Source organism: Devosia sp. J2-20 (genome assembly GCF_055808475.1).
Window position 1 is genome coordinate 1,319,389 of the sequence record NZ_CM147870.1, and the last position, 13,778, is coordinate 1,333,166.

Genomic DNA, 13,778 nt, shown 5'->3' on the forward strand with positions numbered 1-13,778 from the left:
GGAGCGGGACATGGCTGATCCCATCGTCATTACCCGCTCCGTCTCCATCGATCCCGGTGAGATCGAAGAGACATTCGTCCGCTCCGCCGGACCGGGCGGGCAGAACGTCAATAAGGTGTCGAGCGCTGTCCAACTGCGCTTTGATCTCAAGAACTCGCCATCAATTCCCGAAGCGATGAAGCGCCGCGCAGCGACGCTGGCTGGCAAGCGGCTGACCAAGTCGGGTGTCATTGTGATTACCGCCAATTCGCACCGCGACCAGCCGATGAACCGCGCCGATGCGCAGGAAAAGCTGGTCGCCTTGCTGGTTGAAGCATCGCATGTGCCCAAATACCGGGTGGCAACGCGCCCGACCCTGGCGTCAAAACGTCGACGCCTTGAAGGCAAGTCCATCCGCTCCGGCATCAAGCGGTTGCGCGGCACGCCCTCGGACGGTCACTAGGCTGCGACTTCACGGTCTAAGTGAGCATCGCGACTTTGTCTCGCGCGCTCGCTAGTGTGGGCCGAGGCGGGGGATGCACGACCATGAAAGTCGCAATTGTCGGTTCTGGCTATGTTGGGCTTGTCACAGGCGTATGTCTGGCTGACTTCGGTCATGAGGTCGTCTGCGTTGATAATGACCAGACAAAGGTCGATAGGCTGTCGCGCGGCGAGATCTCCATTCACGAGCCCGGGCTGGGCGAACTGATCAAATCCAATCTGGCAGCAGGACGCCTGTCGTTCACCTCGGCGCTGAGCGAGGCGGTGCCCACTGCCGAGATGGTGTTTATTTCAGTGGGGACGCCCTCGCGGCGTGGTGACGGCCATGCGGATCTGAGCTATGTTTACGCTGCTGCAGAGGCTGTGGCGGGCCATCTGTCCGGCTTCACGGTGGTTGTTACCAAGTCCACAGTGCCAGTAGGAACCGGTGACGAAGTCGCGCGCATTGTGGATAGCGCCAATCCAGATGCGGATGTGGAGGTTGTGTCCAACCCCGAATTCCTGCGCGAGGGCTCTGCCATTGACGACTTCAAACGCCCAGACCGCATAGTCATTGGCATCGCGAACGAGCGCGCCAGGACGCCGATGGCGGAACTGTATCGTCCGCTCTATCTCAATCAGGCGCCGCTGATGTTCACAGATCGTCGCACTGCCGAGCTGACCAAATATGCTGCCAATGCATTTCTCGCAATGAAGATCACCTTCATCAACGAGATGGCTGATCTTTGCGAAGCGGCAGGTGGCGATGTTCAGCAGGTCGCCCGGGGGATGGGGCTGGACAATCGGATCGGTCCGAAATTTCTACACGCAGGACCCGGCTTTGGCGGGTCGTGCTTTCCGAAAGACACATTGGCGTTGGTCAAGATCGCTCAGGATTTTGGCAGTCCAATGCGGCTGGTCGAGACCACGATCTCGATAAACGATCAGCGCAAAGCTGCGATGTCGCGCAAGATCGTTGCTGCTTGCGGTGGTGAGGTGCGGCGCAAAACCATAGGTGTGCTGGGTCTTACCTTCAAACCCAATACCGACGACATGCGCGAGGCCCCCTCAATCGACATCATCGGTGATCTCCTCGACAAGGGCGCGCGGGTTGTTGCCTACGACCCGCAAGGCATGCGGGCTGCGGCCGAACTGATGGACAATGTTGAATATGCGGCGAGCGCCTATGCGGTTGCTGAGAATGCCGACGCGCTGGTGATTGTCACCGAATGGAACGAGTTTCGCTCGCTTGATCTGGCGCGGTTGCGGCGGGCAATGGCGTCGCCAGTGCTGGTAGACCTCCGCAATGTCTACAGCTACGAAGAGGTGGCCAAGCATGGCTTCACCTATTTCAGTGTGGGCCGACCCGATGGGCAGGACGCTGATCCGACCGTGGAGACGGCCGCCGAATAACGACGGCGATGCCGACCACGAACGCCAGAAAGAGGACGTATTGCAGGTCTTTGTCACGGGAACCGCTGGGTTTATCGGGTATCATCTGGCCAGGCGGTTGCTCGAAGATGGTCATGTGGTCACCGGCTTTGACGGTGTCACCGACTATTACGATGTGTCTTTAAAGCGGTCGCGACTGGCGGCTTTGCAGCAATATCCGCAATTCAGCGCAATCGAGGGCCGACTGGAAGACGCTGGTCTACTCAGCGAAACGCTGGAGCGGGCTCAAGCCGAAATCGTGGTTCATCTGGCTGCCCAGGCCGGCGTTCGCTACAGCATTGAGCAACCTCAGAGCTATATCAGCGCCAATCTGGTGGGGACGGCGAACCTGCTGGAAGCCGTTCGCGCCCACAAACCGCGCCACCTGCTGATGGCGTCGACCAGTTCGGTCTATGGCGGTAATACCAAGCTGCCATTTAGTGAACGGGACGCAGCAGACGCGCCTATCTCGCTCTATGCCGCGACCAAGAAGAGCAATGAGGTAATGGCCCATTCCTATGCCCATTTGTTCGATATCCCCACCACCATGCTGCGGTTCTTTACGGTCTATGGTCCGTGGGGCAGGCCCGACATGGCGTTGTTCAAATTTGTGTCCGCAATTTTGGCAGGGCAGCCCATCGAGATATTTGGCGAGGGGAAGATGCGACGTGATTTTACATTCGTCGACGATCTGATCGAGGCCATGATCCGGATCATGCCGTTAAGGCCGGAGCTGGGGCAACCGCTGCAGGGGGATTCGTTGTCGGCCGTTGCGCCCTACCGGGTTGTCAATCTGGCCGGTGGGCACCCGGAGTTGCTGATGGATTTTGTTGCTGCCATCGAGACGGCGTTGGGCCACAAGGCTGCGTACACGATCAAGCCCATGCAGGCCGGAGATCCGCGCGAAACAGCAGCCGATACCGCGTTGCTGCGGGAATTGGTGGGTGACCTGCCGCGGACGCCGATCAAGGCTGGGGTGGCCAGTTTTGTGGCATGGTACCGGCAGTATTATCGCGTGTGAGTGCAAACGTTGGTTCGGGGAGCTTCCTTGTGGCGCAGAACAGCCTGAAATTTGGAACCAGTGGTCTAAGAGGACTGGCTGTCGAGCTGGAAGGGCAGGCCGCGCGCCGCTATACCAGCGCCTTCCTGCAGCACCTTGTAAACATTGGGCAATCTGGGGCGGGGCAGGTCTATCTCGGACGCGACTTCCGGGCATCCAGTCCGACAATTCTGACCGATTGTGCCGTTGCCATTGCCCGGTCTGGACTCGAGCCTGTCGATTGCGGCGCCATTCCCACACCTGCGCTGGCGCTGCATGCGATGGCGGCGGGGTGCCCGGCGATCATGGTGACGGGTAGCCACATCCCGGCCGACCGAAATGGTCTGAAATTCTACGCTCCACGTGGCGAGATCAGCAAGGCTGATGAGGCGGGCATCTTGGGGGCCCTGCGCGCTACCGACATTGCCGACGCCGCGCCGGTACTTGTCGATGAGAGCCATGAGGCGACGGAACGCTATTTCGCGCGATGTGCAGCTATTGTAGCTGCTGGCGCCCTGACCGGGTTGCGCATCGGGGTATTCGAGCATTCCAGTGTTGCCCGAGACCTGTTGGGCCGCGTTTTGAGGCACGCGGGAGCGGAAGTGGTTAGTCTGGGGCGCAGCGATGCGTTTGTCGCGGTGGACACAGAGGCGTTCAGTGACGCTGTCCTAGCACCGCTGAAAGACTGGGTGCGTGACAAGAAGCTTGATCTGTTGGTTTCGGCGGATGGGGACGGGGACCGTCCCCTGATGATGGATGCTCGGAGTGCCTTCGTGCGCGGTGACGTGCTGGGTTTGCTCACGGCGCAATATCTGGGCGCGCAGACCGTGGTGACACCGGTTACGTCAAATTCAGCCATTGAACGCACCGGCTATTTCAAGAAGGTCATTCGCACCCGTGTCGGATCGCCATTTGTCGTTGCAGCCATGGAGCAGGCGCCAGACGGCGTTGTCGGCTTTGAGGCCAATGGCGGCACGTTTGTTGGTGCTGCCATATCAGTGGAGGGACAGCCCCTGAAGGCATTGCCCACCCGCGATGCAGTGCTGCCGCTTTTGTGCACGACGGCACTGGCGGTGCTGCGCGGTGTTACGGTGGACCAGTTGGTAGCAGAACTGCCGCTGCAGATTGCCATGGCCGACCGGCTACAGGACGTTGCTGCAAGTAAAAGTGCGGACTTCCTGACGCGCCTCGTTGAGGAGGACGGCTTTGCTGCTGGTGTATTCGAACCCCATGGCATTGCCAGCGTGTCCGTTACCGATGGCGTGCAATTCCACACGGCGTCAGGCGATATGGTCCATTTCCGGGCATCGGGAAACGCCCCGGAATTGCGCTGTTATGTAGAAGGGCGGACATCGGAAATCGCCCGGTCCCTGCTTGATTGGGCTATGGGGGTCGCGGCAGAAAACGTGCGCTAAAACAAGCGGGGCCGCCCGAAGGCGACCCCATCAGGTTAGTTAGACGCGTCGATATTGACCTTGCCGAGCAGCACAACCGGGTCATCCTGGGCGGCCATGAAATCCATCATGCCCAGGCCTGGCGCCTGTTTGGCCACAACATCAATGGTGAGCCGTTTTGCCTTGCCACTGACGAAGGCACTGACTGCACCAGCCACTTTCTGTGCTTCGGCAGCACCAGCGAGCATGCCAACGACGGTGCCCTCCGCGAGACCAGCAAAGATCGGCCGCATGGTGGCTGCATCGGAGCCCTGGTCGGCGGCGACCATGGTCATGATGATGTCGGACAGCCCGGTATCGTCGACGTCGAGTTTGAGATCGCCAACTGCCAGACCCATTGCTGCGGCCATCATCATGTTCTCATTGCTGCTGAACAGCGCGTCGGTGGCGTTGTTAATCGTGCCGGCCAGCGTGACGGTCGCGAGATCAACACCGGTGACGGAGACTTCGTTGATGGCGATGGCGTTTTCGGCCTCGTTCCAGTTGGCGTCGAGGGTGAAGCCGGCGTCGATGCTGGAGATGCCCAGCGCCATCAGAAGCTGCAACTGCTCGTCGGATGTGTCGGCGGGCAGGTCAAGCTTGAGGTTGCTCGCCGTGGTGAGCAGGTTTGTCGGAATACCGTTCAGGTAGTCGCCCAGCGACAGATCGAAGGCGCCGATGCTGGCCACCAGCCGGCCGCCGGGTGTTTCTGGGTCGGGAATGTCGATAGCGACGTCGCCGATGGAAAAGCCTGCAAACGCAGGTATCAGCGCACGGAGATTGGCCTCAAACCAATCATCGTCCAGCGCGTCCGGCGCATTCTGAATGGCAGCGATTGGTGCTGAAAGGTCGATTTCCTTGAAGCTCAGACTGCCAATGGTGATCGAGCCGTCGCCAGTGACCTCAACGGCCATGTCGGTCAGATCAATGGAGGGATAAATGCCAGGGCTCATACCGCCCATGGTCATGCCAGCGACCGAGACATTGACCGGATTGCCCTTATCGTCGGTGCCGTCGCAATCAAAGCCGTCAAACTTGACTGGGGAGGATTCGATGGCGGTCAGCATATCGGCATAGGTGCGCATCAGCTTACCCAATATCTCGGGCGAAGGAGCTTCGTCCTGTTGCTCAAGGGCGGTGCTAAGCGCCATGATTTCAGCAAATGACATACTGATCGGGCGCGCCTTGAACTCCGTCGCCGTGGCGGCGCCAATGGTGCAGGTGACATCGGGAGCGGTAAAGCTGCCACCGGCAAAGACAAAGTCGGAATAAATCGTCTTCATCTCTGTCTGACCGCCGCCGTCGACTACACCATAAAAGCGCAACAAGCCGCCGATATCGAAGGTTTTGGCAGACATCTCGCCGAAATGACCATCGGTGCCCGTGCTGCTACCCACCGTCATGCCGCCAACCGATGCGGTGGTCGCGACGCCATCTGTCACATCCTCAAGGACGATGTTCTCAAGCACAATTGTGCTGTCTGCAAGACTGTCCGTTATCGAGATACGGATTGTCGGGATGGTGATGCTGGTCGCGGTCAGCGATGCCAGGGCATCGGCGTTGGCTATCAGATTACCCGAGAGAATGTCGCGCAACGTCGCTTCATCGACATTGGCGCTGAGGGCGTTGATGGTGGGAACATCGACGCTGACAGAAGGTGCAGGCTGGGACGTGCTTGCTTCCGCGACGGTCCCAGGCTTGGTCTTGGTTTTCTGGGCCCATGCAGGCGCTGTCGGCAGCGCGACACTCAACAGGCAGGCCGTGGCAATGGCGCCAAGGCGGCGCTTGGTTGATGTCTTGGTCGGCATGGTCGTCTCTCCCCTTATCCAAACCCTAATCTGGGGCATTGGCGGTCGCGCTTCAATGGTCAAACAGGCCACATTGCGTGCGAAGCAACCGGAGGGGGCGGCCAGCGGCTAGTAAATGGAGGTCAGAACTTCGATTTCGCGGGCGGAGCCGGGGCTGACCTGGAACTCGCGATTGAACACCTGATCGCCCTGTTTGGCGAAGACCAGATAATCGCCCTCGGCCAGCACGGTTGAGGGAAACGCCCCCAGATCGGTGAAGATTGTGGCGCCGTCGGCGGTCTTTACCGTCCACTCGACGTCAGCGATTGCCTCACCGCGCTCTTCGGACACCAGCTTGAAGGAAATCTGACCGGCATGATGGTAGAGCGTTGCGTCGGTCAACTGTCCTGGTTCGACCCGCAGGTCGGCCCGGACCACGGCGTTGATGGTGCCGAAATGCGAGATGATGTGGTAGGTGCCGGCATTAAGCGTGATGATATCGTTGGGCAGTAGCCCCTCTGCCAGCATGACACGGCTGGCGTCATCGCCGGTAAAAATATCGAATTTGAGCATGTTTGGCGGGATGGGAATGTCCCCGGTTACCGCTGAATTGAGCCGCAAGGCGCCAGCCTCAAGCACGAAGTCAGCGGTGTTGTTGCCGGGCACAACAGATATGGGCTCGCTGATCTGGGCCCGTCCATAGGCTACGTGCACCACGTATTCACCTGGCGGCAATTCGACCTGGGCAGTGCCTTCATCGGATTTCGCCACCAGTGCCATTTCGCCATTGGTGTCAGTGCTGCTCTCAAATATTCGCCAGACCAGACCATCCGGGATGGGGGCGCCTTCGGCGGTGATGCGCGCGGTCAGGCTTACCGGCTGCGGCACGGAGGTGACCTGCGTGATGGCCGCTGCGGCTTCGCTGGCAGCGGGCTGTGCGGCTGGCTCGGCAGGCACGCCAATGGGGCGAGGGCGCGGCATTGGCGGCATTTCGGCCGTGCTGGCCTGCGCCAGAACCGATGTCGTCTGCAGCGGAACAGCAAATCCCACAAAGGCCAAAGCGAGCAGCAGGGCTAGTCTCTGTCGCAAACGCATCTGGTCTCCTGTACCGGCTGTGTGGTGAATCACTACGCGGGAATAACCGACAATTGGGGAAAAGCTGTGTCACAGAGCCGCCCCGATGAAAACAGGACAATGCCGTGAGCGCCCAGTTTTGCGCCTCCCCAACCCCGGGTTCTGGTGCTGTGCCGTCAAACTGGGTATTGCTGCGCCGACAATAGGAGTTTGCCCATGCCTGCCAATCCCGCCCTGCGCGACTATCTGCTGACCCGCCGTTCAGTCGGCATGGCCTTTTTGCAGGCGCCCGGTCCCGATGCGGCCGAGCTTGAGCAGATGCTGACCATTGCCACGCGGGTGCCCGATCACGGCAAGATCGCGCCCTGGCGGCTGGTGGTGATCGACGGTGAAAACCGCGCCAAGGCCGGCGCTGCGCTGGCCGAGATTGCCGCGCGCAACAAGCCGGAGCTGGACGAGGCAGGGCTTGAGATTGAGCGCCAGCAATTTCTGCCAGCACCGCTGACAATCGGAGTGATTTCCTCGCCCAAGGCGCATCCCAAGGTGCCCGAGTTCGAGCAATTGCTGTCGGCGGGCAATGTGGCGTTCAATCTGGTTCACGCCGCCTATGCCCTGGGTTTTGCGGCGTCATGGATTACGCGCTGGTATGCCTTTGATGCCGAAGCGGCATGCATGCTGGGCGCGCGGGATGGTGAGCGGTTTGTGGGGTTCATTCACATCGGCACGCCCAGCACGGTGATCGAGGACCGGCCACGCCCTGCGCTCGATGACATTGTTAGCCAGTGGCACCCGCAAGACGCCTAACGGCGGCGTATGGTTAACGGAAGGTTAACCTTGAGGTGTGCTAGTAGGCACCAACTAGTCGATTCCTGCAGGGGTGAGCCCGCACATGGGCGTACAGCCGATATCAGTCCCGCAAAGTCTGGCCTATGTTCTGACCGCCGCCGGCGACCGGAACGGGGTTGATTTCGACTATCTGCTGCAAACGGCCATGCGCGAGAGCAGTCTCAATCCGCAGGCCAAGGCACAGACATCGTCAGCCGTGGGGTTGTTCCAGTTTCTCGAAAGCACTTGGCTGCAGGTGCTCAAGGAGGACGGGCCGCGGCTGGGTTATGGCGACATCGCCCAGAATATCGAACGTAGTGGGGGCGGGGATTACGTTGTCCGCGACCCGGCGATGAAGGCCAAGATTCTCAAGATGCGCGAGGATCCGCAAATGGCAGCCGATCTGGCTGCAGCCTTCACCAAGAGCAATGGCGATTACCTGCATTCGCGGTTTGGGCGCATGCCCAGCGCGGGTGAGCTCTATATCGCGCACTTTCTGGGTGCGCAGGGGGCAGAGCGCATGTTTACGGCGGGGTTGAAGGATCCTGACCAGATTGCGGCCAATCTGTTTCCGAAACAGGCCTCGGCCAATCGCTCGATCTTTTATTCCAATGGCCAGCCCCGCACGATCCGGGATGTCTATCGGGTGCTGGTATCCAAGCATGAAGCCGGCGATACCAATGCCAGCTTTGCGGCCCAGCAGATGGTGGGCGGCAGCCCTGCCGAGCCGACGCCGGTAGTGCCTTCGCGGTTTTCGCCGGCCAATATGTCGTTTACCGGCCTGTTCAAGAACGAGCCCGACTCGCCTGCGTCAACGGTGACCGATGCAGGCGATGGTGGGGCGTTCTTCACCCAGCTTTACGCCCGATAGAGCGGTTCTGCTGATCCGGGGTTTACCAATTGGTGGCCATTCGGGGCTTTGCGCGACCGGCAAATGATTGGCAGGGCGATTGCAACGGCATTTGTTTACACTCGTTTAACACTCTGGACGCGTAATCAACATATCTGAAGTTGGTTCGGCTCGTCCCGAGGAGACCGCTATGCGTACGACAGCGATGACACCACGGACTTCCACTGTTGCGGGCCTGCCGCGCGGCTGGACCATTGTCGGCCTTGCGCTGGCAAGCTGGCTGGTTCTGGCGGGTGCCTGGGTTGGCATTTCTCAGCTTTTCGGCTTTGTCGCCTCCGCGCTCTAGCAGTCCAACAGCGACCCCTTCCACATTTCACTGACGTTCTCTTGCGCCTGCCGGGGTTGGACGCTCATGCGTCTGTCGTGTGAGGTGGAGAGATGAGCATTTCGAACCTGAACGCGCTTGTAGCCGACATTGCTGCGGCTCAAGTGCCGCCGCCAATGACAACCCGGATTATCGGAATTGATGGCTGTGGCGGTGCCGGCAAGTCCACACTGGCCGAGCGATTGGCCACCCCGCTTGATGCCCGGATCATTCATACGGACGATTTTGCCAGCTGGGATAATCCGTTGAACTGGTATGATCGGCTGCTCGCGCAGGTGCTCATACCGTTATCGCGCAACATAACGGGGCGTTATCAGCGCTATGACTGGCACACGCGCCGTCTGGCCGAATGGCACGATGTGCCGGTCGGGGGCACTGTGATTGTTGAAGGGGTGACCGCGACGCGCGCTGTTTTCCGCCCCATGCTGAGCTACACGATATTTGTTGAGACACCGCAGCCGACGCGGCTGGCGCGTGGACTGGAGCGGGACGGGGCGCAGGCGCTTGAGCTGTGGCAGGCGTGGCAGAAGTCCGAGGATGACTACCTGGCCACCGAACGCCCGGCCGATTTTGCCAATATTGTGCTGGACGGTACGCGAACCCTGCCATGAATGTGGCGCGACGGTTTATGGTGAACCGTTCCTTAAACCTTGGCACTTAGTGTGATCTCTGCCGGTGTGCGGAGAAGAGTATGGTTGCGTATCAGGAGTTTGTATCACTGTCCCGATCGATGGACAGCGAGGAGCGCGGCAGCGCGGCTCATCTGTCCGCGCTGGCCTATCTGAACCATACCGGCCCGGCCGATGAACATGCCGCGCTGTATGCCGCGCTGATCGGGTTTCTCGACGATCCGTCGGTCAAGGTGCGGGCTGCACTGGCCTATGGCCTGTTACATTCTTCCATGGCGCCGCGTCCCATCATGCTGGCGCTGCTGCACGACAGTGCGGTGATCTCGCGCGCCGTGCTGCAATATTCGCCGGTGCTGATCGACGCCGATCTGATCGGGTTGATCAAGACACTGGACGTGTCGATGCTGACCTCGATCAGCCAGCGCAAGCAGATCAGTCCCCGGCTGGCGGCCGCGCTGATCGCCCGGCAAGATGGTCCACTTACCCTGCGCCTGCTGCGGCGTCATGACGTCGCCCTGAGCGCCGATCTGCTAACGCATCTGGCTCAAACCCATGGTGACGATGCCGCGATGCGCGGGGCCCTTCTGGCGCGCCGTGATCTGACGGCATCGGCGCGCCTGCTGTTGGTCCAAAAGGTCACCGAGGCCTTGCGGGGTACCCGGATCGTCAAGGGCGCGCTGGCCAGCGACAGGCTGGGACGGGTGCTGCGCGATAGCGGCGATACCGCGCTGTCGGCAATTGGCGAGCGCGAAGCGGGCAAGGCCAATCCCGACTATGTTGCCGATCTGATTGTCAGTGACCGGCTCAATACCCGCGTGTTGATGCACGCAGTGGTGACCGGGCATGTGATGTTTTTTGCAGACTGTCTGGCTGAACTGGCGCAGGCACCGCGCTCCAAGGTCTTTGCGCTGCTCGAGCGAGGCAGCCGCTCAGCGCTCAATGCGCTGCTGGTGCGATGTGGGCTGGGCCATGGTGTGCGCAATCTGCTGACCCGGCTGGTGATGCACGCACGAGCCAGCGATCTGGCAGATGATGCTGGTGCGCGCCATTATGTGGTGACGGCACTGACCGAAGAACTCATCGCCGAGCATCAAGGTGATATTCCCCAGGAACTGGAGGAGGCGTTCGCCTATCTCAGCGAGCAGAACATCGTGCTGGCGCGCAAGGCGGCGCGTGGGGTGATGGCGGCTTTTGCCGTAGAGGCGCGTGCGCCCATGGCGGTGGCGCTTGATGCGCCCGAGCCAAGGCTGGCCTTGCCTGCGGCCTAGAAGCGGAACTGCTCGCTCAGGACGCGCTCTTCCAGGCTCGTGCCTGGATCAAACAGCAGGGTGACGCCATGGGAGCGGTCCTCAAACACCGTGACTTCAAGAACGTTCTGGAATTCCACATTGTCGGCCACAGCGCTGACCGGGCGCTTGTCGGATTCACGCGTGATGAACTTGACCACTGCCCGGTTGGACAGAATTGCCCCGCGCCAGCGCCGCGGCCGGAAGGGCGAAATCGGGGTCAGGGCGAGCAGCGGCGCTTCGATCGGCAGGATCGGGCCATGCGCTGAGAGATTATAGGCCGTGGAGCCGGCGGGCGTGGATAGCAGGGCGCCGTCGCAGATCAGCTCTTCGAGGCGGTTTTCTCCATCCACGACGATCTGCAGCTTGGCGGCCTGATAAGTTGAGCGGAACAGCGAGACTTCATTGAGCGCCAGCGCTGTCTGGGTCTGGCCGGTGGTGCTGAGGACCTGCATGGAGAGCGGATAGATCCGCGTGCGCTGCACCGCCTGCAGGCGTTCCTGCAGATTGTCCTCGGAGAAGGTGTTCATCATGAAGCCGACCGAGCCGAAATTCATGCCATAGACTGGCACGCCCAGTCCCATGACCCGGTGCAGGGTCTGCAGCATCAGGCCATCGCCGCCCAAAGCAACCACGACATCGGCTGATTCAATGGGGAAGTCGCCGTAACGCGCCCTCAGGCGCGCCGCAGCGGCGTCGGCCTCGGGCGTGTCATTGGTCACAAAGCAAATGCGGTCAGCAGGTTGGCTGGACACGGGCGTCTCCGGAAACAATCGCGTTTGCCTAGCATGGGTGGGGGGCAGGGGCCAGCCGCATGGCGCGGCGCTGTGGATCGACGGCATTTGAGGCAAATTTGCTGCGCGCTTGAGTCAAAATGCACAGCCCGCAGCAACGGGGCGGTGCTCCAATAGGGGTATCAGCCGCTCATAGCCGCGGCAGAAATCTCGGCAATTGAATAAAATTGTATCGAATTTTCGAATTCGACAGCAATCGGCTGCGTGCATCCTGATGACAACAACTCATCAGGGGATACGTCCATGAACACCAAATTTGCAGCAGTCGTGACTGGCCTGACATTGGCCGCTACTCTCTTCTCGGTTGGCAATGCAGCCGCATTTGCCAGCTCCCGGTCGGTCGTCAGCTCGGAGCTGGTTACCCGCACCGCAGCGGTAACGCCACTGGCGATGCAGTTCTTCTGCGCCAAGAACAAGAGCGAATGCGCCAGCAGCGGCCGTAGCCAGGTGACGATGTCGCCCAATCTGATGGCTGTGCTCAAGACCATCAATATCCATGTGAACCGCAGCATTCGTCCAAAGCGCGACACCGCCGATGTCTGGGAGTTGAACCCAACGGCCGGCGATTGCGAAGACTATGTGCTGTCCAAGCGCAGCGCGCTGATCAGCAAGGGTGTTTCTTCGGGGGCCCTGCGCATCGCCTATACCCATACCCGCCGCGGCGAGCCGCATGCCGTACTGGTGGTCAAGACCAGCCAGGGCGATTACGTGCTGGATAATCTGAGCAACACGGTCAAGAGCCTGCGCGCATCTGGCTACAAGATCCGCTCGATGTCTTCGTCGAACCCAAATCGCTGGATCGCTGGCTAAGTCACGGTTTCAGCGTACAAAAAACAAGAACCCCCAGGGCCACGGCCGTGGGGGTTTTTTATTGCATTCGGGCCATGCAGCGAATGCATGCCGATCGAGCGTTTACTTGGGGCGTCAAGATAACAGCAAATTGTCGAATGAATTTGGTGACTTGGCGATGATGGACTGGATTGTCACATTTACCAATTGATTGGGATGGCTGTTGCTAGAAAGGTAAATGAAGTCTAAACGTTCGCTTGACCGCACGACTAGGCAGGACTAGTAATTCGAGTGCGGGATCAATGTGAGGATTTGAGATGCGTAAGCTGATCACGACTATTGCAACGGCTGGTGTGCTTGGTATGGCAGCCATCTCCGCTTCGAATGCAGCTCCGGTATCCGGCTATGAAGGCCTCTACTCGGCAGTGTTTACATCGTGCACCATTCCAACGGGAACCGTGCCGACCTGTGAAACAGCGATCAATGCCTATGCGGGCGCTCTGGCGTCGGCTGTTGATCTGGAAGTGGCCAACGCGTCATTTACCGCCCTTCGCTCCGAAGTCTTTGCCGCAAACGCTGCGGATGAAGGATTCCAGGCTGAAATCGACGCGCTGTTTGAACTCTTGCTGCCAGGCTCTGGCGCTCTGGGCAATCCAGCCAGCCCACTCTAGTCCAACGCGACCAAGCGAGCGCCTCAGAGTTTTCTGAGGCGTAGTTTGCTTGGTGTTGAAAGACCGGTTGGTGGTATGGCGCATCGTTGATGCGTGATGCCGATTAGCGTGGCCACGCCCCATAGGTGCGATAGTACGTGCTTTCTTGCTGGTTCCGGGACTGGATGCGCGGCGAGCTCAGTTAGTGCTGGCGCCAAATATTGCTGGCGCTTTTGCTGGGTGCGAATCCCATTTTGCGAGTAAAGCTCGCGTCTCGAAAATTCGTTAGTTCATTTTGATGCGTTGCCTGCACTAGAGTGCGGCGGCGTATTTTTTTGATGTGAACG

At 60.0% G+C, this 13,778-nt stretch carries 14 protein-coding genes; 11 read left to right on the top strand and 3 right to left on the bottom strand.

Annotated elements, in window-relative coordinates:
• The first annotated feature begins 10 nt into the window (after positions 1-10).
• The 4 genes from arfB (at position 11) to AC0L37_RS06495 (ending at position 4,344) form a co-directional block, all read left to right on the top strand.
• Positions 11-442, top strand: coding sequence for an alternative ribosome rescue aminoacyl-tRNA hydrolase ArfB (gene arfB / locus AC0L37_RS06480; RefSeq protein WP_212657595.1), 432 nt, complete (start codon positions 11-13; stop codon positions 440-442).
• A gap of 83 nt (positions 443-525) precedes the next feature.
• Positions 526-1,872, top strand: a complete 1,347-nt coding sequence (locus AC0L37_RS06485; RefSeq protein ID WP_212657596.1) for a UDP-glucose dehydrogenase family protein — start codon at positions 526-528, stop codon at positions 1,870-1,872.
• Between the two features lie 40 nt (positions 1,873-1,912).
• A complete protein-coding gene (locus AC0L37_RS06490; RefSeq protein ID WP_212657597.1) occupies positions 1,913-2,911 on the top strand; it encodes an NAD-dependent epimerase/dehydratase family protein in 999 nt (332 codons plus the stop codon).
• A 29-nt stretch (positions 2,912-2,940) separates the two neighbouring features.
• Positions 2,941-4,344 carry a phosphohexomutase domain-containing protein gene (locus AC0L37_RS06495; RefSeq protein WP_282221655.1) on the top strand — a complete coding sequence of 468 codons (1,404 nt, stop codon included), beginning with the start codon at positions 2,941-2,943 and terminating at the stop codon, positions 4,342-4,344.
• A gap of 35 nt (positions 4,345-4,379) precedes the next feature.
• On the opposite strand, the gene AC0L37_RS06500 is transcribed toward AC0L37_RS06495, so the two are convergent.
• Positions 4,380-6,170, bottom strand: coding sequence for a hypothetical protein (locus AC0L37_RS06500; protein WP_212657599.1), 1,791 nt, complete (start codon positions 6,168-6,170; stop codon positions 4,380-4,382).
• Positions 6,171-6,278: 108 nt separating this feature from the next.
• Positions 6,279-7,244 carry a hypothetical protein gene (locus AC0L37_RS06505; RefSeq protein ID WP_212657600.1) on the bottom strand — a complete coding sequence of 322 codons (966 nt, stop codon included), beginning with the start codon at positions 7,242-7,244 and terminating at the stop codon, positions 6,279-6,281.
• 195 nt (positions 7,245-7,439) lie between these two features.
• On the opposite strand from AC0L37_RS06505, the gene AC0L37_RS06510 reads away from it, so the two are divergent.
• The 5 genes from AC0L37_RS06510 to AC0L37_RS06530 all read left to right on the top strand — a co-directional run bounded on the left by AC0L37_RS06510 (position 7,440) and on the right by AC0L37_RS06530 (position 11,180).
• On the top strand, positions 7,440-8,027 hold the full coding sequence (locus AC0L37_RS06510; RefSeq protein ID WP_282221654.1) for a nitroreductase family protein: 588 nt from the start codon (positions 7,440-7,442) through the stop codon (positions 8,025-8,027).
• Positions 8,028-8,112: 85 nt separating this feature from the next.
• Positions 8,113-8,919, top strand: a complete 807-nt coding sequence (locus tag AC0L37_RS06515; RefSeq protein ID WP_212657602.1) for a transglycosylase SLT domain-containing protein — start codon at positions 8,113-8,115, stop codon at positions 8,917-8,919.
• A gap of 169 nt (positions 8,920-9,088) precedes the next feature.
• Positions 9,089-9,244 carry a hypothetical protein gene (locus tag AC0L37_RS06520; protein ID WP_212657603.1) on the top strand — a complete coding sequence of 52 codons (156 nt, stop codon included), beginning with the start codon at positions 9,089-9,091 and terminating at the stop codon, positions 9,242-9,244.
• 92 nt (positions 9,245-9,336) lie between these two features.
• Positions 9,337-9,894 (top strand): uridine kinase family protein, encoded by a 558-nt coding sequence (locus AC0L37_RS06525; protein WP_282221653.1) that lies wholly within the window; start codon positions 9,337-9,339, stop codon positions 9,892-9,894.
• An 80-nt stretch (positions 9,895-9,974) separates the two neighbouring features.
• On the top strand, positions 9,975-11,180 hold the full coding sequence (locus AC0L37_RS06530) for a DUF2336 domain-containing protein (protein ID WP_212657605.1): 1,206 nt from the start codon (positions 9,975-9,977) through the stop codon (positions 11,178-11,180).
• Here AC0L37_RS06530 and AC0L37_RS06535 read toward each other — a convergent pair.
• Positions 11,177-11,953 (bottom strand): NAD kinase, encoded by a 777-nt coding sequence (locus AC0L37_RS06535; RefSeq protein WP_282221652.1) that lies wholly within the window; start codon positions 11,951-11,953, stop codon positions 11,177-11,179. The genes AC0L37_RS06530 and AC0L37_RS06535 overlap by 4 nt on opposite strands.
• A 282-nt stretch (positions 11,954-12,235) precedes the next feature.
• Here AC0L37_RS06535 and AC0L37_RS06540 point away from each other — a divergent pair, with 282 nt between their 5' ends.
• Positions 12,236-12,802 carry a transglutaminase-like cysteine peptidase gene (locus AC0L37_RS06540; protein WP_212657607.1) on the top strand — a complete coding sequence of 189 codons (567 nt, stop codon included), beginning with the start codon at positions 12,236-12,238 and terminating at the stop codon, positions 12,800-12,802.
• A 296-nt stretch (positions 12,803-13,098) separates the two neighbouring features.
• On the top strand, positions 13,099-13,452 hold the full coding sequence (locus AC0L37_RS06545; protein WP_212657608.1) for a hypothetical protein: 354 nt from the start codon (positions 13,099-13,101) through the stop codon (positions 13,450-13,452).
• Positions 13,453-13,778: the final 326 nt, after the last annotated feature.

Excerpts from the sequence above, each read along its gene's own strand:
- AC0L37_RS06530 (WP_212657605.1), top strand. The coding sequence starts at position 9,975 with ATGGTTGCGTATCAGGAGTTTGTATCACTGTCCCGATCGATGGACAGC.
- AC0L37_RS06510 (WP_282221654.1), top strand. The coding sequence starts at position 7,440 with ATGCCTGCCAATCCCGCCCTGCGCGACTATCTGCTGACCCGCCGTTCA.
- AC0L37_RS06515 (WP_212657602.1), top strand. The coding sequence starts at position 8,113 with ATGGGCGTACAGCCGATATCAGTCCCGCAAAGTCTGGCCTATGTTCTG.
- AC0L37_RS06500 (WP_212657599.1), bottom strand. The coding sequence starts at position 6,170 with ATGCCGACCAAGACATCAACCAAGCGCCGCCTTGGCGCCATTGCCACG.
- arfB (WP_212657595.1), top strand. The coding sequence starts at position 11 with ATGGCTGATCCCATCGTCATTACCCGCTCCGTCTCCATCGATCCCGGT.
- AC0L37_RS06525 (WP_282221653.1), top strand. The coding sequence starts at position 9,337 with ATGAGCATTTCGAACCTGAACGCGCTTGTAGCCGACATTGCTGCGGCT.
- AC0L37_RS06485 (WP_212657596.1), top strand. The coding sequence starts at position 526 with ATGAAAGTCGCAATTGTCGGTTCTGGCTATGTTGGGCTTGTCACAGGC.
- AC0L37_RS06545 (WP_212657608.1), top strand. The coding sequence starts at position 13,099 with ATGCGTAAGCTGATCACGACTATTGCAACGGCTGGTGTGCTTGGTATG.
- AC0L37_RS06540 (WP_212657607.1), top strand. The coding sequence starts at position 12,236 with ATGAACACCAAATTTGCAGCAGTCGTGACTGGCCTGACATTGGCCGCT.
- AC0L37_RS06505 (WP_212657600.1), bottom strand. The coding sequence starts at position 7,244 with ATGCGTTTGCGACAGAGACTAGCCCTGCTGCTCGCTTTGGCCTTTGTG.
- AC0L37_RS06520 (WP_212657603.1), top strand. The coding sequence starts at position 9,089 with ATGCGTACGACAGCGATGACACCACGGACTTCCACTGTTGCGGGCCTG.